The organism is Pseudomonas sp. G7(2022), from assembly GCF_052660475.1.
This window is the reverse complement of the sequence record NZ_CP109659.1, coordinates 5,818,704-5,840,781: the sequence shown is the minus strand read 5'-3', so window position 1 is coordinate 5,840,781 and position 22,078 is coordinate 5,818,704. Positions and strand designations below refer to the sequence as shown.

Genomic DNA, 22,078 nt, shown 5'->3' with positions numbered 1-22,078 from the left:
CAGTGGGAATGCATTCCAGAGCCAAGAGTGGGAGCCAGCCTGCTGGCGATGGCGCCTTGGCAGTCGCCGCCTGACTCAATCCTCACTGGTGTCTTTGATCAGGTGCGCCGCCAGCGTACGCAACGGGCCGAGCTGACGGCAGATCAGCGCCAGCTGTGTCTGCACCAGTCGCTGGCCTTCATCGATTTCGTCCGGCATCTGCTCCAGCTCGTTGGCCAGCGCTTCTTCCTCATCGCTCTGGATCGCAATCGGTTGTTTGCTCGCCAGACCCTGGGCGATCTCGTCAATGCTGCTGGCCAGTTTCACCCCGGCCCCATCGATCAGGTGCTCACGCACGTCGGCCGGCAACTGGGTTTCCCGGTGCGCGCCAAGGCCCGACAGATAACTGAGCAGCGTGTGCGACAGCACCAGGAAGCGGAAGCCGACGTCGGCTTCCTTTCGGAAATGCCCCGGCTCCATCAGCATGTTCGCCAGCGTGGTCGACAGTGCCGCGTCGGCGTTGTGCGCGTTGCGTCGGGCGAGGCGATAGGCGAGGTCGTCGCTCTTGCCGGCAGCGTATTGCTGCATGATCTGGCGCAGGTAGATGCTGTTGCAGGTCAGGGTGTTGGCCAGCACTTTGTTCAGGCGCCGACCCTGCCAGTCCGGCAGGAACAGGATCACCGTCAGGCCTGCGATCAGGCTGCCGAGCAGGGTATCGAACAGGCGCGGCACGAACAGCCCGTAGCCGTCGCCGACCTGGTTGAAGCAGAACAGCACCATGATTGTGATCGCGGCGGTCGCTACGGTGTAGCGGGTGGTGCGGTTGGTAAAGAACACCACGCCGGCGGCGATGGCGAAGCACGACTGCACCAGCGGGCTCGGGAACAGATCGAACAACGCCCAGGCGATGGTCAGGCCGATGGCGGTGCCGAGAATCCGCTGGCCGAGTTTGCGCCGGGTGGCGCCGTAGTTCGGCTGGCAGACGAACAGCGTGGTGAGGATGATCCAGTAACCCTGCGACGGGTGAATCAGATGCACCATGCCGTAACCGATGCTCAGCGCCAGCGGCAGGCGCAGGGCATGGCGAAACAGCAATGACGTTGGCGTCAGCTGGGTGCGCAGACGAGTCAGGACATCCTTGAAGTTGCGTGGCGAGCGGTCGAGCAGGCTGCTGTCGGTGGCATCGGCCAATGCGTCGGGGTTGCTGGCATCGCTGAGCAAACGGTCGAGGGTGCCGAGGTTGGCCGCCAGCGCCCGCAGCGAACGCAGCAACCCGCGCCAGGCCGGGTTGCTCTGGATGCGCAGGTGTTCGAGGGAGGCGTGCAGGTCGCTCAGGGCCTCGGCGAAACTCGCGTCGTAGATGAACGGCTGGCGCATCTGGATCGATTCGGCCAGCGCCCGGCAGGCCTTGCCTTGCTGGCGCAGCAGGCGTTGGCAGCGGAACAGCACGTCGCTGTGGAAAAAAGCATCGGCCAGGGCGTTGTAAGGGTAGTGCGAAGAACTGGCGCGTTCGTGGATGTCTTGCGCCAGGAAGTACAGCTTCAGGTAGCGGCTGACTTTCGAGCCGGGGCGCCCGTTGCCGACCCGATGGAGAATGATTTCCTTGGCGCTGTTCAGTGCCGCCACGACGCGGCCGTTTTGTTGGGCCAGTTCCAGTCGACGCGCTTCGACGTCCAGCTGACGGATCGGCTCGAACAGCGAGGCTTTGAGCTTCAGGTAATAACCCAGCTCACGGAACAGCCGCGCCAGGCTCTGCTGCACCGGTTGATTGGAAAACATCGCCTGCCACAACACTGACAGCAAGCCGTACCACGCGGCGCCGGCCACCAGCAGCATCGGTTCGTGCCAGAAATCCGTGACCGCGCCACCGCGCTGGTCCACGCCGATCATGGTGTAGACGGAGAGAATCAGGGTCGCCGAAGCAATCGCGCCATAACGCTCGCCAAGCGCGCCGAGCATGGTCAGCCCGAAACTGGCCAGTGCCAGGGCGATGACGAAAACGATGGGGTAGGGGAACAGCAATTCCACCGACAGCGCTGCAACGCTGAAACACACCAGCGTCACCGCCAGTGCGTTGAGGCGGCCCTGCCAACTGTCGTCGGTCTCGGCCAGGGCGCTGGCGATGATCCCGAGGAACAGCGGGATCAGCAGCCCCATTTCATCCTGATACCAACACAGCGCCATGCTGCCGGTCAGGGCGATGAACACCCGCACGCTGTAGCTGAATTTATCCAGCGCCCACAGGCGCCGCAAAGACTGACGAAACGAGGTCGAGGACATGAAGTGCGAAGGCCTTCCGAGGCGATGCCGCTAAATTGAGCCAGTAATGACGCCGACGCAATGGCGCCGATCACATCTGGCAGCAAAAAGTGTTCCCTACAGCTTCACCGATAACAAATGTGGGAGCAGGCTCGGTCCCACAGTTTGATATTCGTCAGACGTATTGCGCGGCTGCGTAACCCGAGGCCCAGGCCCACTGGAAGTTGAAACCGCCCAGATGCCCGGTGACGTCGAGCACTTCGCCGACGAAGTAGAGGCCCGGGCTTTTCAGCGACTCCATGGTCTTGGACGACACTTCGCGGGTGTCGACGCCACCAAGGGTGACTTCGGCGGTGCGGTAGCCTTCGGTGCCGGCCGGCACGACTTTCCAGCTGCCGAGCTTCTCGGCGATGTCTGCCAGTTCGGCGTGGGTGTACTGCTTCATCGGTTTGGAGACGAACCAGTTGTCCGCCAGCAGGTTGGCCATCTTCTTGGTGAAGATTTCGCCGAGCAGGGTTTTCAGTTCGCTGTTCGGACGCTCGGCAGTTTGCTGTTGCAGCCAGCTCGCGGCGTCGTGATCGGGCAGCAGGTTGATCTCGACCGTGTCGCCCGGCTCCCAGAACGAGGAAATCTGCAGAATCGCCGGGCCGCTGAGACCGCGGTGAGTGAACAGGATGTTCTCGCGAAAGCTCTGATCGTTGCAGCTCACCAGACAGTCCACCGATGTACCCGACAGTTCGGTGCATAAATCCTTGAGCTGATCGGTGATGGTGAACGGCACCAGGCCGGCGCGGGTCGGCAGCAGGTCGTGGCCGAATTGCTTGGCGACCTGGTAACCGAAACCGGTCGCGCCCAGCGTCGGGATCGACAGACCGCCGGTGGCGATCACCAGCGACTGGCACTGGATCTGGCCGAGGGTGGTGTCGAGCAGGTAACCGCCCTCGACCTTTTCGATGGTCTGGATCGAAGTGTCCAGGTGCAGGTTGACGCCGACCTGATCGCACTCGTCCAGCAGCATGCCGAGGATGTCGCTGGATTTGTTATCGCAGAACAACTGGCCGAGTTTTTTCTCGTGATACGGCACGCCGTGTTTGGCGACCATGCCGATGAAATCCCACTGGGTGTAGCGGGCCAGTGCGGATTTGCAGAAGTGCGGATTCTGCGAGAGGAAATTGCTCGGCTCGGTGTACAGGTTGGTGAAGTTGCAGCGCCCACCGCCGGACATCAGGATTTTCTTGCCGGCCTTGTTCGCGTGGTCGAGCAGCATCACCTGACGCCCGCGCCCGGCGGCGGTCAGTGCACACATCAACCCTGCGGCGCCAGCGCCAATGATCACGACTTCGGTAGAGCGCAAAACGGTGTCCTCACACAAAATTCAAATTCACCGGAAACCAATGTGGGAGCGAGCCTGCTCGCGATAGCGGTGTGTCAGTCACAAAGATATCAACTGACAGATTGCAATCGCGAGCAGGCTCGCTCCCACAGGGGCGTGCGTTGTTCTTACAAGACGCGAACGCGCAGCGAACGGCCCTTGATCTTGCCGTTGTTCAAACGCTGCAGCGCCTGCATGACCACGGTGCGTTCAACGGCCACATAGGACTGGAAGTCGAAGATCGCGATCTTGCCGACCTGGGCGCCCGGAATGCCGGCTTCGCCTGTCAGTGCGCCGAGAATGTCGCCCGGACGCACCTTGTCCTTGCGCCCGCCAGCGATGCACAGCGTGCTCATCGGCGGTTGCAGCGGGGCACCGCCCTGGGACTTGAGGTTGTCCACCTGATCCCAGTTCAGCGGGGTTTTCTGCAGTTGTTCGATGGCCTGGGCGCGGTGCGCTTCGGACGGCGCCACCAGGCTGACCGCGATGCCTTTCTCGCCGGCACGACCGGTACGGCCGACGCGGTGAATGTGGATTTCCGAGTCGCGGGCCAGTTCGACGTTGATCACCATGTCCAGCGAGTCGATGTCCAGGCCGCGTGCGGCAACGTCAGTGGCAACCAGTACCGAAGTGCTGCGGTTGGCAAACATCGCCAGTACCTGGTCGCGGTCACGCTGTTCCAGATCGCCGTGCAGGCCGACGGCGGAAATGCCCTTGGAGGTCAGGTGATCGACGGTTTCCTGCACTTGCTGCTTGGTGAAGCAGAAGGCCACGGTGGAGGCCGGGCGGAAGTGGTGCAGGACCTTGGTCACCGCACTCATGCGCTCTTCCGGGGAAATTTCGTAGAAGCGCTGTTCGATCTGGGTGTCGTCGTGGAACGCTTCGGCTTTCACCGTTTGCGGATCGCGCATGAACTTCGACGCCAGTTGCTTGATGCCCACCGGGTAGGTCGCCGAGAACAGCAGGGTCTGACGACGGGCCGGGGTCTGCTCGATGATGTCTTCGATGGCGTCGTAGAAACCCATGTCGAGCATGCGGTCGGCTTCGTCGAGGATCAGCGTGTTCAGGCCGTCGAGGACCAGCGAACCCTTGCGCAGGTGCTGCTGGATACGCCCCGGGGTGCCGACGATGATGTGCGCGCCGTGCTCCAGCGAGGCGATCTGCGGGCCGAACGACACGCCACCGCACAGGGTCAGGACCTTGATGTTGTCTTCGGCGCGGGCCAGGCGACGGATTTCCTTGGCGACCTGGTCGGCCAGCTCGCGGGTCGGGCAGATGACCAGCGCCTGGCAACCGAAGTAGCGCGGATTGATCGGGTTCAGCAGGCCGATGCCGAACGCGGCAGTCTTGCCGCTGCCGGTCTTGGCCTGGGCGATCAGGTCCATCCCCTTGAGGATCACCGGCAAGCTCTGCGCCTGGATCGGCGTCATCTGGGCATAACCGAGGGAGTCGAGGTTAGCCAGCATGGCGGCGGACAGCGGCAAAGTATTAAAAGCGGTGGCGATGGTGGTCACGGGACTGGCCTGCAAAACAAAATGTCGCGCAGTGTAGCAGCCCCGTGCCACTTTCCTCGAAAGTTCTGGACGAACAGCGATTAATGTTCGATGTGTTCGTCCGGATGTTCATCGCGACGTTTGACGCGCCGGCCGTCCTCTTTCGAGAGTTGCGAGAAGATCGTCGCGGCCAGCATGGCCATGACACCCACCGTCACGAATGTCAGCTGGAATGCGCCCAGCACGGTTTCCACGCCATCATTACCGATTTCCGCCGTGAAGCCGCCGAGCAAGGCACCGGCGCAGGCCACCCCGAGACTCAGCGACAGCTGTGCGACCACCGACAGCAGACTGTTGCCGCTGCTGGCGCTGGCATCGTCGAGATCGATCAGGGTCACGGTGTTCATCGCGGTGAATTGCAGCGAGTTGATCGCGCCGAGAATCGCCAGCAGGCACAACAACAGCCAGTACGGTGTCTGCTCGCTGACTAGGCCCATGCTCGCCAGCATGATCCCCAACGCCAGCGTGTTGCCGGTGAGTACGATGCGGTAACCGAGGCGTTCGATCAGCGGTCGCGCCATCCACTTGGCAAACATCGCGGCCGCCGCCAGCGGCAGCATGCTCATCCCGGCCTGCGACGGTGAATAGCCCAGCGCCACCTGCAGCAGCAGCGGCACCAGAAACGGCAACGCGCCGCTGCCCAGGCGGGCGAACAGGTTGCCGATGATTCCGACCGCAAACGTCCGTGTCTTGAACAGCGAAGGTGCGAACAGCGGATTCTCGATACGTCCGGCACGCAACCAGTACGCCGCCAGACACGCCATGCCACCGAACAGCAGCAACATCACGCGCAAGTGCGGCAGGTGCAATTCGCCAAGCCCTTCCATGGCGATGGTGATCAGAATCATCGCCGCGCCGAACAGCAGGAAACCGAGGCTATCGAAGCGTGTGCGCTCGCTTCCGCGCAGGTCGGGAATGAACTTCCACACCGCATAGCAGCCGATGACGCCGACCGGCAGGTTGATCAGAAAAATCCAGTGCCATGTCAGGTACTGCACCATCCAGCCGCCCATGGTCGGGCCGATCAGCGGGCCGAGCAGGCCGGGAATGGTGATGAAGCCCATGATTCGTACGAGTTCGGAACGCGGGTAGGCGCGCAGCACCACCAGGCGTCCGACCGGCAGCATCAGCGCACCACCGAGGCCCTGGATGACCCGGGCGCCGACCAGCATGGTCAGGCTGCTCGACAGGGCGCAGAGCAGCGAGCCGATGCTGAACAGCAGGATCGCGCCGAAGAAGATCTTCTTGGTGCCGAAGCGGTCGGCGATCCAGCCCGAGGCCGGAATCAGCAACGCCACGGTGAGCATGTAGGCGATGACCACACCCTGCATTCGCAGCGGGTCTTCGGCCAGATCCCGAGCCATGGCTGGCAGGGCGGTGTTGAGGATGGTCCCGTCGAGGGACTGCATGAAGAAAGCGATGGCGACGACCCATGGCAACCAGCGGGCGGTGATGGCGTCGAGAGGCGGGCGGTTGGGCATGGAACCTCTTGTGGTGTGGGGCAGTGAGTGATCGTTCCCGCGCAAGGCGCGGGAACGATTTGTATCAGAGGGTCAGGGTCAAACGGCTTACCAGCGCCCCCGGCAACAGCGCCGAGGAGGTATTGCGCTGACTGTAGGTGCTCGCCGACAGCAACAACTCACGCTCGGCGGTCAACGCTTCCAGCTGCGAACCCAGCAGACTGTAGGCGCTGTCGTCGAAACGCATGGTGCTGACCGGCGCCTGAATCTCGCCATTCTCGACCCAGAACGTGGCAAACCGGGTCATGCCGGTCAGTCGCGCCGCCGGTTGATCGGAGAAGTTCAGGTACCACAGGTTGCTGATGTACAAGCCGGTGCCCAATTGTTTGAGGATTTCGGCCTGCGGCAGATCACCAGCGCCCATGTTCAGTGCGCTCGGCGATTCGCCGCCACCGGCACCGTTGGCCGCCAAACCGTATTCGGCAGCACTGCGCGAACCCACCAGTTGCTCGCCGGCCTTGCCTTCGATGATCAACCGCAGGTCACTGCGCGGGTAACCTTCACCAGAGAACGCCGGGCTCAGCGAGCCGCTGATTTTTTCGTCGAGGGACACCAGCGGACTGAACGCCTGATCGCCGGCATACAGTTTCTGCAACGGGCTGCTCTTGCTGGCAATTGACTGGGCGGAGAATCCGCCCCAGCACAACATGCCCATGATTTCTTCCAGCGCTGCCGGCGCCAGATAGGCTCGGTATTGGCCCGGCGGCAAGGTGCGCAACGGTCGACCGAGTAATTCGAGCTGCTCGCGGGCCTGCTGGAAACGTCTGGCGAAACCTTCGCTGCTCCACTCGTGTCCGGCGTAGCTGGCTTTTACCGCTTCGCCGTTCTCGTGGAACAGGCTGAAGTCGAAATTGAAACTGTTGGCCTGATGCCAGCCGAACGCCCCTGAAGAACTGGCGAAGCCACGACTGATCGGACCTGCGGCATAGAAACCGACCAGATCCAGACCTTCGGCAGCCTGAGCGATTTCAGCGACAACCTGCTCGGTGTCCGGCAGCGGATGTTCCTGCACGTTCTGGCTCTGCCAGCCGTTGTGGTTGAGCAGCAGATACGGATCCTGCGGCAGCAGCGGCAGGGTTTCGCGCAGTTGTTGCAGACCTTCGGCGAGACGTTGCAGGTCGGTCGATTGCTCGCCGGACAGGGTGATGTGCAGGTCGGCATGTCGCCCGTCGTCAATCAGTTTCAGGCCGATACCGGCTTGTTGCACTTGCCCGGCCTGACGCACCTTGGCGTGGTTGAAGCGTACGAAGGCCGACGATTCGGCGTCGTAACTCAGGGTGAACTGTTCCGGCTCGCGCACGGCATCGCACAGCCAGTTGACCAGAACCTTGAAGGCCTCGACCTGGCTCTTGGAAATACTCATCAGGCGTCTCCCCCAAACACATCAACATTGCTGAACACGCAGGCCGGTGAAGCGTGGCCGACGCGGATCACCTGGTTCGGTTCGCCCTTGCCGCAGTTCGGCGTGCCCAGCACCCTGGTGGTACCGGCGTTGCCGACCGCGCGCAGGCTCTTCCAGAAGTGCGCGGAAATGCCCCGGTAGTTGGGGTTTTTGACCACGCCCTTGAGTTCGCCGTTTTCAATCAGTTGGCCCCACTCGCAGCCGAACTGGAATTTATTCCGCGCGTCGTCGATCGACCACGAACGGTTGGTGCTCATCAGGATGCCGTTTTCGATGCCGCCGATCAGTTGCTCCAGCGACTGGTCTCCCGGCTCGATGTTGAGGTTGGCCATGCGGTCGATCGGTGGTCGGTTCCAGCCGCAGGCGCGGCTGTTCGCGACGCCGTCCAGGCCCGCGCGGAACTGCGACAGCGCACCGCCCAACGGACGGACCAGCAGACCTTCGCGAATCAGGAATTGCTTGCTCGCCGCTGTGCCGTCGTCATCGTGGCCGTAACTCGCCAGTTCTTCGGGAATGTCCGGATCGAAGGTCACGTTGAGCAGTTTCGAGCCGTATTGCAGGCTTCCGAAATCCGAGGCTTTGACGAAACTGGTGCCGGCGTAATTGCGCTCGTCACCGAGGATACGGTCGAGCTCCAGCGGGTGGCCGATGGATTCGTGGATCTGCAGCATCATCTGGTCGGGCATCAGCAGCAGATCGCGCGGACCTTGCGGCGTATTGGGCGCGAGCAGCAATTGCAGCGCCTGATCGGCGATTTGCGGGCCGGCGCCGATCAGGCCGCAGCGGCTGATCACGTCGGCGCCGCCTTGCTGGCCGAAGTTCTCGCGGCCGAGGCTGCGGGTCTGGCTGTCGCTGCCGTCGTAGGCGGTGACGTCCAGGCTCGGGTAGACGAAGCGCTGGGCCTGGCGCAATTGGGCCCCGGCGCTGCTCAGGTAGATCTGTTCGACGTGGGTAATGCCGATGCTCACTTCCCAATTCACCAGGCGCTCATCCCTTGGCACCGAGGCGGATTCCGCGCCGAGCAGCTCGAAGCATTCGCTCAGGGACGGGAAAGGTTGTTCGAGATTGGGTGAAAAGTAGTCGGCGCGGTCGCTGGAGACCGGCTGCCGGCTCAGGTCGAGCAGGGCGTGGGGCTTGATCCGTCGGGCCTGCTGTTCGGCGCGCTCGAGGGCGGCTTGCAGGCCTTGTTGCGACAGGTCATTGGTCGCGGCGTAGGCTTCGACGCCATTGACGCGGACGGTGAGCATCGCGCCTTCGTCGCGGCTCAGGCTCGGCGGTTCGGCGACATTCTTGCGCACCGACAGGTACTGGCCGGACTCGCGTACATACCGCAAGGAAAAAAACTCGGCGCCCGTGCGCAAGGCAGCGAAGCGCTGCTTGAGCTGGGGGTGGAAATCGAACATCAGGGAACCTCCTTGTTATGGGAGTAGCGGCGCAGCGGATTCGGCGGGAGGGGATGAAGCGATCAGACGAGGACTAGAGTAGGCCTGCGCGGGGGGGAGTATCAAGGGTGGCGCCCGGGAGGGGAAAATATTCTGTGAGTGGCAGTCATCCCGTCAGGCAAAAGGGGCGTGCTTGAGCAAGTGTGTCCAAGGGCCCCTGGCCGGTTCTGCGGTAAAACTTCAGTTATTCAAATAGGCGAATGCAAGTACGTAAATCAGCAGGCTGGCAAAGAAACCCGGCAGAATTTTTCGGGTTCTGGCCACTACGGCAAATGTTCCGACCAAGAGCAGCAGTTTCAGTGCGTCCAGAATCTGAAACTGTTGCACCAGGCTCGGACCGTCGAGCCTGGCAAATGCCGTGTCATAAATGATCACTCCCAACATCGCCTGGGCGCTGTAGCTGACGAAGCGGTAAAAAGAACCGTCGGTGCGCGCCAGCGCCGTGGTGTTTTTGAAAGCAAACGGTAATGCACGAAATGCAAAAGCCGTGATTGCGGCAAAGCCGATCAGTATCCAGAGAGTCATTGCGAAGCCGTTCCTTGGCGAATACGGATATTTTCAATCATTACGAGCATGCCGCCGATCACAAAGGGCGTAATCAGCAAGCTGTAGTCCTTGAAGAGCAACACCAGCAAAGGGGCACCGATGAAGCCCAGCCAGTAGCTGGAGACCTCCATGTAGTGCGGCCAGTGCTTGCCGGCCAGCGCAGTGAACTGAAGTGGCAAGAGCATCGTCATGGCGGCTGCAACGGTCGGTGACGCAAAATCTGCGCCGGCGATAAAGCCGACGTACGTGCAGATGATCGACAAGGCGAAGATGGGGGCGCCTACGCCAACAAAATACGCGAACGGGAAACTCGTCTTGTGCTTGAAGCGCGTTATGCAGGCCGTGAAGATCGAGGGTGTCAGCAGTATCAATGACGCGAGAGTCTTAGGCGTCGACGTCTGCTTGAGGTACGGTGCCAACGTCGCTGAAAGCAAAACGAATCGGGCGTTGAGTGCCAGAATGATCGGGAGCAGTAACCATCCGTCGTTGTAGTTTTGTATGAGTAGAAACTGTAACGGTGTCGAAAAAATCAACAGGGTCGTTGCCATTGTCTGACTCAATGTCAGCGCTTGAGCAGCGCCCACCATTCCGATTGATAAATACAGAAAAATGAACGCGATGCCGAAGGTGATAGCGTCGCGCCCTCCCGCCTTGAGTGTCTGCGCGAAGGTCGAGTCGGATGACGACTGGCAGCCCTTCATCAAGCCGCTCCTCGGACTGCGTGCTTTTCGTCCAGCGAGTAATACTGCTTGCGAGGCCCTTTGCTGCGAAACAACAAGCGTGGCGTAGTGGTCAGCGTCGAAGTTGCGGCTTGCGAGCGAACCTCATCGGCGCTGATATTCAGAGTGGGGCGAGCATGCAATATCTTGTTATTGGCAACGATCAGGAATGTGCCGGTCTGCGCTGTTGAGACATTGCACTTGGCAGTGGGTAGCCCTGCGCGGATCTTGTCCAACACCTCTTGACCGCCGTTGAACGCACGCATTCGCTCGCCGCTGTGAATGTCGATACGGAAATCAAGTGAAAACCGGTAGCCATACAGTTCACTGTATTCAACGACATTTCGAACGCGCTCTTTCGAGCCGCTGACGTTTTTACCTGAAATGAAAATCGCCTGCATGCCAAGTAAGGTTTGAATTTCTTCATCATCAAGTGATAACAGCAAGTCGGCTGGAAAGTAATAGGCGGTCGGCGTGCGAGTCGTGTCCCGACACACCGTGAGTGCAAGATAGTCTACGTCCAGGCTTTCATACAAATCATCTGAATGCGGGGTGATGTCACCGTAACCATTACCCCATTCCCGATACTTTTCAGCGGAGGGTTTCATGTACAACGCTTTATGGTCTTCGTATTCGTACTTGATATCAGTCAAGTGGAACAGGTCGGCCAGCGCCTCATGGACGGTGAGGGCCAATGCAGGGCAGTCGATGCTGAAAATATTTCTGATACACACCGCGGCAATGCCTTTGTGGGTGCCGACCTGGTCAAAGTAGAGGGTGTCTTCTGGGTGGAGATAATTAATGAATAAATTTGTAAGTTGTATTTTTAGGGTGTGCAGGTTTTGATTCTTGTTCTTTTGCCACCACGACTCGATAACGCCGCTTAAATAGCCGAAGTCCAACGTGATGGTTTTTTCTTTAGATAATGCATGCCGAAAGAAGCTGGCGGACATGTTCTCATTTGCGTAGTTGAATGGCATTGTTCTTCCTTGGTTCGTACTTTGGAGGCGCGCATTCTAGTGTGTTTGATCGAGAGGTAAAGTTGGTAAGTATTGCGAGTTTTGTTCGGTCGAAGTTGCACTTTTAAATAGTAGGGAGGGTTAAATAAAAAAACCGCCAGCCTCTGAAAGAGGTGGCGGTTTTTTGTGGCGGCGCCAGTTGGTTGTCAGTGAGCGGCAGGCGTTACATCACGCAGCGCCTTGCCTTTCACCGGCGCATCGCCAGCGACATAGTACGGCGCGTTGCTGCGCGGCAGTGGCTGGCGGCCACGGATCTTGTCGGCGATTTTCTCGGCCATCATGATCGTCGGGGCGTTGAGGTTGCCGGTGGTGATGATCGGCATGATCGAGGCATCGACCACGCGCAGACCCTGCATGCCATGCACGCGGCCCTGACCGTCCACGACCGCCATCTCGTCGGTGCCCATCTTGCACGAGCAGGACGGGTGGAACGCGGTTTCGGCGTGCTCGCGGATGAACTTGTCCAGCTGCTCATCGGTTTGCACTTCGATGCCCGGGCTGATTTCACGGCCACGGAAGGCGTCCAGTGCAGGCTGTTGCATGATCTCACGGGTCAGGCGGATGCCGTCGCGGAACTCCTGCCAGTCCTGCTCGGTGGCCATGTAGTTGAACAGAATGCTCGGGTGCTGGCGCGGATCCTTGGATTTGACCTGGATGCGACCGCGGCTCGGCGAGCGCATGGAACCCATGTGCGCCTGGAAGCCGTGCTCTTTCACACCGTTGCTGCCGTTGTAGTTAATCGCCACGGGCAGGAAGTGATACTGGATGTTCGGCCACTCGAATTCCGGACGGGTACGGATGAAACCGCCGGCTTCGAACTGGTTGCTGGCGCCGATACCGGTGCCATTGAACAGCCACTCGGCACCGATGGCCGGCTGGTTGTACCAGAGCAGCGACGGGTAGAGCGAGACCGGTTGGGTGCAGGCATATTGCAGGTACAGCTCAAGGTGATCCTGCAGGTTTTCGCCAACGCCCGGCAGATCGTGAACGACCGGGATGTCGAGGCTTTCCAGCAGTTTCGCCGGGCCGACGCCGGAGCGTTGCAGCAGTTGCGGCGAAGCGATCGCGCCGGAGCAGACGATGACTTCTTTGCGGGCGCGGGCTTCAACGCGCTCTTCGGCAGCGCCGACCAGATAACGTACGCCAATGGCACGTTTGCCTTCGAACAGAACCTTGTCGGTCAGGGCGTGAGTGACGATGGTCAGGGTCGAACGCTTCTTGGCCACGTCCAGGTAACCACGGGCGGTGGAAGCACGACGACCTTTCGGCGTCACGGTGCGGTCCATCGGGCCGAAGCCTTCCTGCTGGTAGCCGTTCAAGTCTTCGGTGCGCGGGTAACCGGCCTGTACGCCGGCTTCAACCATGGCGTGGAACAGCGGGTTGTTGCCTGCCTTCGGCGTGGTCACGCTGACCGGGCCGTCGCCACCGTGGTAGTCGTTCGGGCCGATGTCGCGCGTTTCCGCTTTACGGAAATACGGCAGGCAGTCGAGGTAAGTCCAGTCTTCCAGGCCTGGTAGTTTTGCCCAGCCGTCGTAGTCCATCGCGTTGCCGCGGATGTAGCACATGCCGTTGATCAGCGAGGAGCCGCCGAGGCCCTTGCCGCGACCGCACTCCATGCGGCGGCCGTCCATGTGTGGCTCCGGATCGGTTTCGTACGCCCAGTTGTAGCGACGACCTTGCAGCGGGAAGGCCAGTGCGGCCGGCATCTGCGTGCGGAAGTCAAAACGGTAGTCCGGGCCGCCCGCTTCGAGCAGCAGGACGGTGACGCCTTCGTCTTCAGTCAGACGGGTCGCCAGGGTGTTACCGGCAGAACCGGCACCCACAATGATGTAATCGAATTCCTGGGACATTGAATGCACCCTCTTTAGATGTGGTCAGATCGGGCCTCGGCGAGTGCTATGCACTCGAATCGCTGGCAAGCCAGCTCCCACAGGGATTGGGAGTTGCCACGGATTTGAAGGACGACCCCAAACCTGTGGGAGCGGGCTTGCCCGCGAAGAGGCCCTCGCAGGCAATACGAGACTCGGGTCTTAGAACACCGAGACGTAATCGCCCAGCTCGACCTGTACCGATTTGATGCGAGTGAAGTTGTTCAGCGAGCTGATGCCGTTCTCACGACCGACACCCGACTGCTTGTAACCGCCAACCGGCATTTTTGCGTCGGACTCGCCCCAGGCGTTGATCCAGCAGATACCGGCTTCCAGTTGGTGAATCACGCGGTGAGCGCGGTTCAGGTCGCGGGTGACGATACCGGCGGCCAGGCCGAAGTCGGTGTCGTTGGCGCGACGGATCACTTCTTCTTCGGTTTCGTAGGTCAGGATCGCCATCACCGGGCCGAAGATTTCTTCACGGACGATGGTCATGTCGTCGGTGCAGTCGGTGAACACGGTTGGTGCCACGAACGCGCCTTTGGCGAATTCGCCGTCGGTCATGCGCTCGCCGCCGCACAGAACGCGGGCACCTTCTTCTTTACCCTTGGCGATGTAGCCCAACACGTTTTCCATGTGCGCGAAGCTGACCAGCGGGCCGAAGTTGGTGTTTTCGTCTTCCGGGTTGCCAACGCGGATGCGGGCAACGCGCTCGACGATCTTGGCTTCGAAAGCGGCTTTCAGGTGGCTTGGCACGAACACGCGAGTGCCGTTGGTGCAGACCTGACCGGAGCTGTAGAAGTTGGCCATCATGGCGGTGTCGGCGGCGCGATCCAGGTCGGCGTCGTCGCAGATGATCAGCGGGGACTTGCCGCCCAGTTCCATGGTCACGTCTTTGAGCGACGAAGCCGAAGCGCTGGCCATGACCTTCTTGCCGGTGTCGGTGCCGCCGGTGAAGGAGATTTTCTCGATGCGCGGGTGCTCGGTCAGCCAGGTGCCGACTTCACGGCCGCTGCCGGTCAGGACGTTGAACACGCCGTTTGGAACGCCGGCTTCGGTGTAGATCTCGGCCAGTTTCAGGGTGGTCAGCGAGGTGACTTCGCTTGGCTTGAAGATCATCGCGTTACCGGCCGCCAGGGCTGGAGCGGATTTCCACAGGGCGATCTGGATCGGGTAGTTCCATGCACCGATACCGGCGACAACGCCCAGCGGCTCGCGACGGGTGTAGACGAAGGAAGTGTCACGCAGCGGGATCTGCTCGCCTTCGATGGCGGGTACCAGGCCTGCGTAGTATTCCAGCACGTCGGCGCCGGTGACGATGTCGACGTATTTGGTTTCGGAGAAGGCTTTACCGGTGTCCAGGGTTTCCAGTGCAGCCAGTTCATCGTTGCGCTCGCGCAGGATGTCGACGGCGCGACGCAGGATGCGCGAACGCTCCATGGCGGTCATCGCGGCCCAGATCTTCTGGCCCTTTTCGGCGCTGACTACAGCACGCTCGACGTCTTCCTTGGTCGCACGTTGCACTTGTGCGAGGACTTCACCGTTAGCCGGGTTGATGGCTTCGAAGGTGGCATCGCTGCCGGCGTCGGAGTACGCGCCATCGATGTAGAGTTTTTGCAGTTCGAAACGGGCCATAGTGTCCTCGCAAGTGCATAAGTGGTTGGCGTTGACCACCGCGATCAGGCTGCGGTGGCGTTCAGGGGCCGAGCGTTTTCTCTGTGCTCTAGCTCACCTGCTTGGCCAATTGGAAATCCATGTATTCGTAAGCGATCTGTTGCGCCTGCGCGGTGTCGAAAGCGTCTCCCGACAGCGCGCCGCGCAACCACAAGCCGTCGATCAGGGCTGCCAGTCCACGGGCGGCGGTGCGCGCATCTTCGAGCGGCAACACACGGCGGAACTCGCAGCACAGGTTGGAATACAGACGGTGATCGTTGATCCGCTGCAACCTGTGCAAAGACGGCTGGTGCATGCTGGTGGCCCAGAAGGCCAGCCAGGTTTTCATTGCCGGGCCATTGACCTGGCTGGCGTCGAAGTTGCCTTCGATGATCACCTGCAGATGCGCCCGGGGGCTGCTGTCTGCCAGCGCCTGACGGCGCGCGGTGACGTTCTCGCTGAGGACGCTCATCAGATACCGCATCGTGGCGGCAATCAGGCCGTTCTTGTCCTGAAAATAGTGACTGATGATGCCATTCGAGACACCGGCCAGACGGGCGATCAGCGCAATGCTGGCGTCCCCCATTCCGACCTGATCGACAGCCTGCAAAGTGGCTTCGATCAGTTGTTGGCGGCGGATGGGTTGCATACCGACCTTGGGCATCTTGCACATCTCCTTAGGCCTTCCGACGGACGACAAACGCCTATCGGATTGAGGGCCAGTCTATTTTGTTTTGATTGAACGTTCAATCAACAAAGAATAAGATCTGCGACAAATCGTCGCTGCCTACAGCTTTTTCCTACGAGTAAGTGGCGATAAACCGACATCCGAAAATGCTCGAAACCTGCGCGGGGCAAGGCGCGGTTCGACGTTCGATGGACGTGTTGAATGGGCAAGACGCTCAAGGCCAGGTTTCGGATGAACGTCCATGCCTCGGCCACGACGGCGATTCGCGGTGCCATCTCTGCAGGTTCGGGCTTTTTTCGGGGTGTCTTTATATCACCCGCCGGTCGGCTGCCAACTAACCGATTGGTCGGGTTCCGTGTTGCCTTGTGTTCTTCTCTCGCACTGCCTGGAGCATTTGTGCCATGAGTTCTGCCTCGCTTATAAAGACCCCGCCCGAGAAGGTGACGGTCAACGGTTGGGTGTTCTACACCTCTACCGCGCTGATTCTGTTGTTGACCGCCATTCTGATCATCGCCCCGCAAGAGGCCGGCAGAATGCTGGGAGTGGCTCAGGCCTGGTTGTCCCGCAGCTTCGGCTGGTACTACATGGTGGTGATCGCCGCTTACCTGGTATTTGTGGTGGGCCTGGCGTTTTCCTCCTACGGCAAACTCAAACTGGGCAGCAAGGACGACACCCCTGATTTCAGTTACGGCGCCTGGGCGGGGATGCTGTTCTCGTCGGGTATCGGTATTTCGCTGCTGTACTTCGGCGCCTCCGAGCCGCTGGATCACTACTTCAATCCGCCGGAAGGCGCGTCCGCTACCAACATGGCGGCACGTCAGGCTGTTCAGCTGACCTTCCTGCACTGGGGCCTGCATGGCTGGGCGATCTACGCACTGGTCGGTCTGGCCGTGGCCTATTTTGCTTACCGTCATAACCAGCCGCTGGCTCTGCGTTCGGCGCTGTACCCGCTGGTGGGCGAGCGTTGGGTCAAGGGCGCTGCCGGTCATGCGGTGGACGGTTTCGGCATGTTCGTGACCCTGCTGGGTCTGGTGACCAACCTGGGGATTGGCTCGCTGCAAGTGTCCTCGGGCCTGGAAAACCTGTTCGGCATGGAGCACAGCAACACCAACCTGCTGATCGTGATCATCGTGATGAGCACCGTGGCGACCATCGCTGCCGTGTCCGGTGTGGAAAACGGCATCCGTCGTCTGTCCAACCTCAACATCATTCTGTTCAGCGGCCTGCTGATTTTCGTGCTGCTGTTCGGCCCGACCCTGCACCTGCTCAACGGCTTCGTGCAGAACATCGGCGACTACCTCAACGGCGTGGTCATGAAGACCTTCGACCTGTACGTCTATGAAGGCGACAGTGCCAAGTCCGACCGCTGGCTGGGTCTGTGGACTCTGTTCTACTGGGCCTGGTGGATTTCCTGGGCCCCATTCGTAGGCATGTTCATCGCGCGGATTTCCCGTGGTCGTACCGTGCGTGAGCTGGTGGCCGGCGTGCTGCTGATTCCGCTGGGCTTCACCCTGGCGTGGCTGTCGATCTTCGGTAACTCGGCACTGGATCTGGTGATGAACCACGGTGCGGTGGAACTCGGCAAGACGGCGCTGGAACAGCCGTCGATGGCGATCTATCAGTTGCTGGAACACTACCCGGCGTCGAAAGTCGTCATCGGTGTTTCGATTTTCGTAGGTTTCGTGCTGTTCCTGACCCCGGCCGACTCCGGCGCGGTGATGATGGCCAACCTTTCCTGCAAGGGGGGCACCGTTGACGAAGACGCGCCGCACTGGCTGCGTATCTTCTGGTCGGTCGTAATCACTCTGGTGACCATCGGCCTGCTGTTCGCCGGTAACTTCGAAGCCATGCAGACCATGGTGGTGCTGGCCGGTCTGCCGTTCTCGGTGGTGCTGGTGTGCTTCATGTTCGGCCTGCACAAGGCAATGCGCCAGGACATGCAGATCGAACAGGAGCAAGCGCAACTGGCTGAACGCGGTCGTCGTGGTTTCAGCGAGCGCCTGACTCAACTGGATCTGCAACCGAGTCAGTCGGTGGTGCAACGTTTCATGGACAAACACGTCACCCCGGCGCTGGACGATGCGGCTGCCCAGCTGCGTATTCAGGGTCTGGAAGTGCAGACGCTGCTGGGTAAATCCAAGCGTTGCATGGGCGTGCGCGTCGAGATGGAAGAGGGCAACCCTTTCGTCTACGAAGTGAGCCTGGACGGCTATCTGGCGACCCCGACCGAGTCGGCCCAGTCCGATGAAGCGCGCCAGCGTTACTACCGCGCCGAGGTGTATCTGCACAACGGCAGCCAGGATTACGACCTGATGGGCTTCACACAGGATCAGATCACACGCGATGTGCTCGATCAGTTTGAAAGCCATCGGCAGCTCCTTGGCCGGGTGTATAGCTAAGATCAAAAGCCCCCTCACCCCAACCCTCTCCCCTAGGGAGAGGGGGAAAGGGAGCAGATAGGGGGCTTTTCCAAACCTGAGTTCGACTCGATTTCTCAGGTCGATGTAGCTTTAAAGTGCAACTCCGTAGGTTCCCTCTCCCTCTGGGAGAGGCCTAGGGTGAGGGGCTCTTTTCCCTGACCCAATAAAAAAGGGATCGCTCACCGCGATCCCTTTTTTTCATCCCGTCTTACCCCAGGTTCTTCCCGAGCAGCGCGTGATACAGCTCGCTGTCGCCGAGAATCCCCACCACATGGTTGTTGTCGTGCAGCACGAGTTTGTTGCCGGTCTGGTAACGGATCTGCAACGCGTCACGCATGCCGATGTTCGAGTCCACCAGCGTCGGACGACGATCGAGGCCTTCCACCGCTTGCCCCGGCACCCAGTTCTGCAGGTCAAGTACCGAACCGTTCTTGCGTGCACCCTTGATGGTGTTGCCCTCTGCCAGGTCCAGCCACGAATCGCCACCCGGGTCCAGGCACACCGAACCGTTGATGCGTTTGCAGTTGTCCAGGGTGCGCATCAGGCTGCGACCGCACAGCACGTTCAGCGGATTGGTGTGGGCAACGAAGGTGCGCACGTAGTCGTCCGCAGGATTGAGCACGATCTCTTCCGGCACGCTGTACTGGATGATCCGGCCGTCTTTCATGATCGCGATGCGGCTACCCAGTTTGAGCGCCTCGTCGAGGTCGTGGCTCACGAACACGATGGTCTTGCTCAGCTTGCGTTGCAGTTCCAGCAGTTCATCCTGCAGACCCTGACGGATCAGCGGATCAAGGGCCGAGAAGGGTTCGTCCATCAGCAGAATGTCGGCGTCCATCGCCAGTGCGCGGGCCAGGCCCACACGCTGCTGCATGCCGCCGGACAGCTCGTTGGGTTTCTTGTTGCGCCACTGGGTCAGGCCTACCAGCTCAAGCTTGTCGTCCACCAGTTTGCGGCGTTCTTTTTCGGGACGACCCTGCATTTCCAGACCGAAGCTGATGTTCTCGCGAACGGTCAGCCAAGGCATCAGGGCGAACTTCTGGAACACCATGGCGATGCGCTTGGTGCGCATCATTTTCAGTTCGGCCGGGCTGCAGGAAGCGATGTCGATCTGCTTGCCTTCGTGCTCGACGAACAGCTTGCCGCGGCTCACGGTGTTGAGGCCGTTGATGCAGCGCAGCAGGCTGGATTTGCCGGAGCCGGACAAACCCATCAGTACACAGATTTCACCTTTCTCGATGTCCAGGCTGGCTTTTTCAACGCCGACAATCTGTCCGGTCTTTTTCAGGATCTCGTTGCGGGTCATGCCCTGATCCAGCAGCTTGAGTGCCTCGCGTGGATCCTTGGCGAAGATAACGTCTACGTTATCGAAGCGGATTATGCTCATGCGTCACCCCCTACTTTGGCGTCGGGTTGTTTGCAGATACGGTCGAGCATGATCGCCAGCAGTACGATCGCCAGGCCCGCTTCGAAGCCCAGAGCGATATCAGCAGTGTTCAGTGCGTTGACCACCGGTTTGCCGAGTCCGTCGGCGCCCACCAGTGCCGCGATCACCACCATCGACAGCGACAGCATGATGCACTGGGTGATGCCGGCTGCGATGCTCGGCATGGCGTGGGGCAGTTCGATCCGTGAAAGCAGTTGGCGACGCGAGCAGCCGAAGGCCTTGCCGGCGTCCATCAGTTCTTCCGGGACATCGCGGATGCCCAGGTAGGTCAGGCGGATCGGCGCAGCGATGGCGAACACCACCGTGGAGATCAGGCCCGGAACCACGCCCAGCCCGAAGAGGGTCAGGGTAGGAATGAGGTAAACGAAGGTCGGTACGGTCTGCATCAGATCGAGCACCGGCCTCATCAAAGTGTAGAACATCGGTTTGTGCGCGGCGACGATGCCCAGCGGCACGCCGATGACCACGCAGACCAGGGTCGCGAACATGACCTGGGCGAGGGTTTCCATGGTTTCCTGCCAGTACCCCAGGTTGAGGATCAGCAGAAAGGAGGCGATCACGAAGGCGGTGAGGCCCCATTTGCGTTGAATGAAGTGCGCGAGCAGAGCGATGAGGCCGATCAACACCAGCGGGTTGAACCAGGTCAGCGCAAACGTCACGCCGTGGATCATCGTTTCCAGGGTCACGGCGATTGCGTCGAAGGTGCTGGCGCCGTGTTGCGTCAACCATTCAACGAAGCCCGCGATGTACTGGCCTAAAGGGATTTTCTGATCAATCAGCATGGTAGTGAACGTCCGCATGCAAGGAAATAACAGCCCGGGCGGGACTGACCCGCCCGGCATAAGCGATTACTGCGCGAGCTTGGCTTTCACGGCCTCCAGGCCAGGTTTACCGTCAATGGTGGTCACGCCAGCGAGCCAGGTATCGAGCACCTGTGGATTCTTTTTCAGCCAGGCCTTGGCGGCCGCGTCAGGCTTCATCTTGTCGTCGAGGATGTTGCCCATCAGGGTGCTTTCCATGTCGACGGTGAACTCCAGATTTTTCAGCAACTGACCGACGTTGCTGCATTCCTCGACGTAGCCCTTGCGGGTGTTGGTCGCGACAGTAGCGGCGCCGAAATCCGGGCCGAAGAAGTCGTCGCCGCCGGTCAGGTATTGAATCTTGAAGCGCTTGTTCATCGGGTGCGGTGCCCAGCCGAGGAAGACCACGGCGGTGTCGCGCTTCTGCGCGCGGTCGACCTGCGAGAGCATGCCCGCCTCGGAGGATTCGACGACCTTGAAGCCGGCGTCTTTCAGGCCGAAGGCGTTCTTGTCGATCATGCTCTGGATCAGGCGGTTGCCGTCGTTGCCTGGCTCGATGCCGTAGATCTTGCCGTCGAGCTCTTTCTTGAATTTGGCGATGTCGGCGAAGTCGTGCAGGCCCTTGTCGTACAGCGCCTGCGGCACGGCGAGGGTGTATTTGGCGCCCTTGAGGTTGGTGCGCACGACTTCCACGGTGCCGGCGTCGCGGTAGGCCTTGATGTCGTTTTCCATGGTCGGCATCCAGTTGCCGAGGAACACGTCCATGTTCTTGCCGTCGGCCAGCGACTTGTAGGTCACGGGCACGGAGATCATGGTGGTCTTGGTCTTGTAGCCGAGGGCGTCGAGCACCACGCTGGTGGTCGCGGTTGTTGCGGTGATGTCGGTCCAGCCGACATCGGAGAAGTTAACGGTACTGCACTGCGCCGGTTCTGCGGCTTGAGCCAGTAACGGCAGACTCAGCATGGCGGCCAACAACAACGATGGGGAACCTTTCATGGATGGACTCCTTGGTGTTTTTTTTGGCAGTGTTCCGACTGGACCACCGCACTTATAGGTTGCGGTTGGATGGCGTTCTGGAGACAGCTCTGTCACGGCGCCTTGCAATCGAGTCGATACGATCATGTACCAGTGAAAATCTGACGCCTACAGGGTGCGTCGTATCCAGTACAGGGATGGTCGCATCCAGTGTCGGTGACGTCGTTTACAGCTTTTTTCAGCCCCGTTTGGCCATCTGAACCGCATAAAAACGGCGAAAACACGGGCGAAAACCGGCACGGCGTTCGTGGGCATGAGTGCGTCGGTGTCAGACGCCGGACGACCCGGGAAAAGCCTGATGATGCGGGCATTCCGGCGGATCGCAGCTAGAGCGTAGCAGCTCCGCCAGCGGGCGC

The 22,078-nt window shown here is 60.5% G+C and carries 16 protein-coding genes; 1 reads left to right on the top strand and 15 read right to left on the bottom strand.

Translation table 11 applies throughout. The features are described 5' to 3' along the window. Positions 1-75: 75 nt before the first annotated feature. From yccS to betI, 12 genes are all read right to left on the bottom strand, one after another. A complete protein-coding gene (yccS, locus tag NE357_RS26765) occupies positions 76-2,259 on the bottom strand; it encodes a YccS family putative transporter (RefSeq protein ID WP_169432250.1) in 2,184 nt (727 codons plus the stop codon). Positions 2,260-2,413: 154 nt separating this feature from the next. Then, a complete protein-coding gene (locus NE357_RS26760; protein WP_169432249.1) occupies positions 2,414-3,592 on the bottom strand; it encodes a BaiN/RdsA family NAD(P)/FAD-dependent oxidoreductase in 1,179 nt (392 codons plus the stop codon). Between the two features lie 146 nt (positions 3,593-3,738). Further along, positions 3,739-5,124 (bottom strand): ATP-dependent RNA helicase DbpA, encoded by a 1,386-nt coding sequence (dbpA, locus tag NE357_RS26755; RefSeq protein WP_085688634.1) that lies wholly within the window; start codon positions 5,122-5,124, stop codon positions 3,739-3,741. 80 nt (positions 5,125-5,204) lie between these two features. Then, positions 5,205-6,644, bottom strand: coding sequence for a multidrug transporter subunit MdtD (mdtD, locus tag NE357_RS26750; RefSeq protein WP_169432248.1), 1,440 nt, complete (start codon positions 6,642-6,644; stop codon positions 5,205-5,207). Between the two features lie 64 nt (positions 6,645-6,708). Then, the gene (locus NE357_RS26745; RefSeq protein ID WP_169432247.1) at positions 6,709-8,046 is read right to left on the bottom strand and encodes a TldD/PmbA family protein; all 1,338 of its coding nucleotides are present in this window, start codon (positions 8,044-8,046) and stop codon (positions 6,709-6,711) included. Further along, positions 8,046-9,488: a TldD/PmbA family protein gene (locus NE357_RS26740; RefSeq protein WP_169432246.1), complete on the bottom strand. Its 1,443-nt coding sequence runs from the start codon at positions 9,486-9,488 to the stop codon at positions 8,046-8,048. Before NE357_RS26740 ends, NE357_RS26745 begins: the two co-directional genes overlap by 1 nt. 219 nt (positions 9,489-9,707) lie before the next feature. Then, positions 9,708-10,052, bottom strand: a complete 345-nt coding sequence (locus NE357_RS26735) for an AzlD domain-containing protein (protein ID WP_169432245.1) — start codon at positions 10,050-10,052, stop codon at positions 9,708-9,710. Beyond that, positions 10,049-10,774 (bottom strand): AzlC family ABC transporter permease, encoded by a 726-nt coding sequence (locus NE357_RS26730; protein WP_169432244.1) that lies wholly within the window; start codon positions 10,772-10,774, stop codon positions 10,049-10,051. Before NE357_RS26730 ends, NE357_RS26735 begins: the two co-directional genes overlap by 4 nt. After that, the gene (locus NE357_RS26725; protein WP_108184043.1) at positions 10,774-11,772 is read right to left on the bottom strand and encodes a hypothetical protein; all 999 of its coding nucleotides are present in this window, start codon (positions 11,770-11,772) and stop codon (positions 10,774-10,776) included. Before NE357_RS26725 ends, NE357_RS26730 begins: the two co-directional genes overlap by 1 nt. Before the next feature lie 185 nt (positions 11,773-11,957). Further along, positions 11,958-13,661: a choline dehydrogenase gene (gene betA / locus NE357_RS26720; RefSeq protein WP_169432243.1), complete on the bottom strand. Its 1,704-nt coding sequence runs from the start codon at positions 13,659-13,661 to the stop codon at positions 11,958-11,960. 180 nt (positions 13,662-13,841) lie between these two features. Then, entirely contained in the window at positions 13,842-15,314 is a 1,473-nt protein-coding gene (betB, locus tag NE357_RS26715) for a betaine-aldehyde dehydrogenase (protein ID WP_085688619.1), read from the bottom strand. A gap of 88 nt (positions 15,315-15,402) precedes the next feature. Then, the gene (gene betI, locus NE357_RS26710; protein WP_011336305.1) at positions 15,403-15,996 is read right to left on the bottom strand and encodes a transcriptional regulator BetI; all 594 of its coding nucleotides are present in this window, start codon (positions 15,994-15,996) and stop codon (positions 15,403-15,405) included. Positions 15,997-16,478: 482 nt separating this feature from the next. Here betI and NE357_RS26705 point away from each other — a divergent pair, with 482 nt between their 5' ends. Next, complete coding sequence (locus tag NE357_RS26705; protein WP_249314456.1) at positions 16,479-18,419, top strand: BCCT family transporter; 1,941 nt, start codon at positions 16,479-16,481, stop codon at positions 18,417-18,419. A gap of 229 nt (positions 18,420-18,648) precedes the next feature. On the opposite strand, the gene choV is transcribed toward NE357_RS26705, so the two are convergent. The 3 genes from choV to NE357_RS26690 form a co-directional block, all read right to left on the bottom strand. Next, entirely contained in the window at positions 18,649-19,827 is a 1,179-nt protein-coding gene (gene choV, locus NE357_RS26700; protein WP_085709138.1) for a choline ABC transporter ATP-binding protein, read from the bottom strand. Next, positions 19,824-20,669, bottom strand: a complete 846-nt coding sequence (choW, locus tag NE357_RS26695) for a choline ABC transporter permease subunit (protein ID WP_085709139.1) — start codon at positions 20,667-20,669, stop codon at positions 19,824-19,826. The genes choV and choW overlap by 4 nt, the downstream gene beginning before the upstream one ends. A gap of 66 nt (positions 20,670-20,735) precedes the next feature. After that, positions 20,736-21,683: a choline ABC transporter substrate-binding protein gene (locus tag NE357_RS26690; RefSeq protein ID WP_169432241.1), complete on the bottom strand. Its 948-nt coding sequence runs from the start codon at positions 21,681-21,683 to the stop codon at positions 20,736-20,738. Between the last annotated feature and the right edge of the window lie 395 nt (positions 21,684-22,078).

Bases quoted from the DNA above. Each gene is read 5' to 3' on its own strand.
- yccS (WP_169432250.1), bottom strand. From the start codon at position 2,259: ATGTCCTCGACCTCGTTTCGTCAGTCTTTGCGGCGCCTGTGGGCGCTG.
- mdtD (WP_169432248.1), bottom strand. From the start codon at position 6,644: ATGCCCAACCGCCCGCCTCTCGACGCCATCACCGCCCGCTGGTTGCCA.
- NE357_RS26745 (WP_169432247.1), bottom strand. From the start codon at position 8,046: ATGAGTATTTCCAAGAGCCAGGTCGAGGCCTTCAAGGTTCTGGTCAAC.
- NE357_RS26740 (WP_169432246.1), bottom strand. From the start codon at position 9,488: ATGTTCGATTTCCACCCCCAGCTCAAGCAGCGCTTCGCTGCCTTGCGC.
- NE357_RS26735 (WP_169432245.1), bottom strand. From the start codon at position 10,052: ATGACTCTCTGGATACTGATCGGCTTTGCCGCAATCACGGCTTTTGCA.
- NE357_RS26730 (WP_169432244.1), bottom strand. From the start codon at position 10,774: ATGAAGGGCTGCCAGTCGTCATCCGACTCGACCTTCGCGCAGACACTC.
- NE357_RS26725 (WP_108184043.1), bottom strand. From the start codon at position 11,772: ATGCCATTCAACTACGCAAATGAGAACATGTCCGCCAGCTTCTTTCGG.
- betA (WP_169432243.1), bottom strand. From the start codon at position 13,661: ATGTCCCAGGAATTCGATTACATCATTGTGGGTGCCGGTTCTGCCGGT.
- betB (WP_085688619.1), bottom strand. From the start codon at position 15,314: ATGGCCCGTTTCGAACTGCAAAAACTCTACATCGATGGCGCGTACTCC.
- betI (WP_011336305.1), bottom strand. From the start codon at position 15,996: ATGCCCAAGGTCGGTATGCAACCCATCCGCCGCCAACAACTGATCGAA.
- choV (WP_085709138.1), bottom strand. From the start codon at position 19,827: ATGAGCATAATCCGCTTCGATAACGTAGACGTTATCTTCGCCAAGGAT.
- choW (WP_085709139.1), bottom strand. From the start codon at position 20,669: ATGCTGATTGATCAGAAAATCCCTTTAGGCCAGTACATCGCGGGCTTC.
- NE357_RS26690 (WP_169432241.1), bottom strand. From the start codon at position 21,683: ATGAAAGGTTCCCCATCGTTGTTGTTGGCCGCCATGCTGAGTCTGCCG.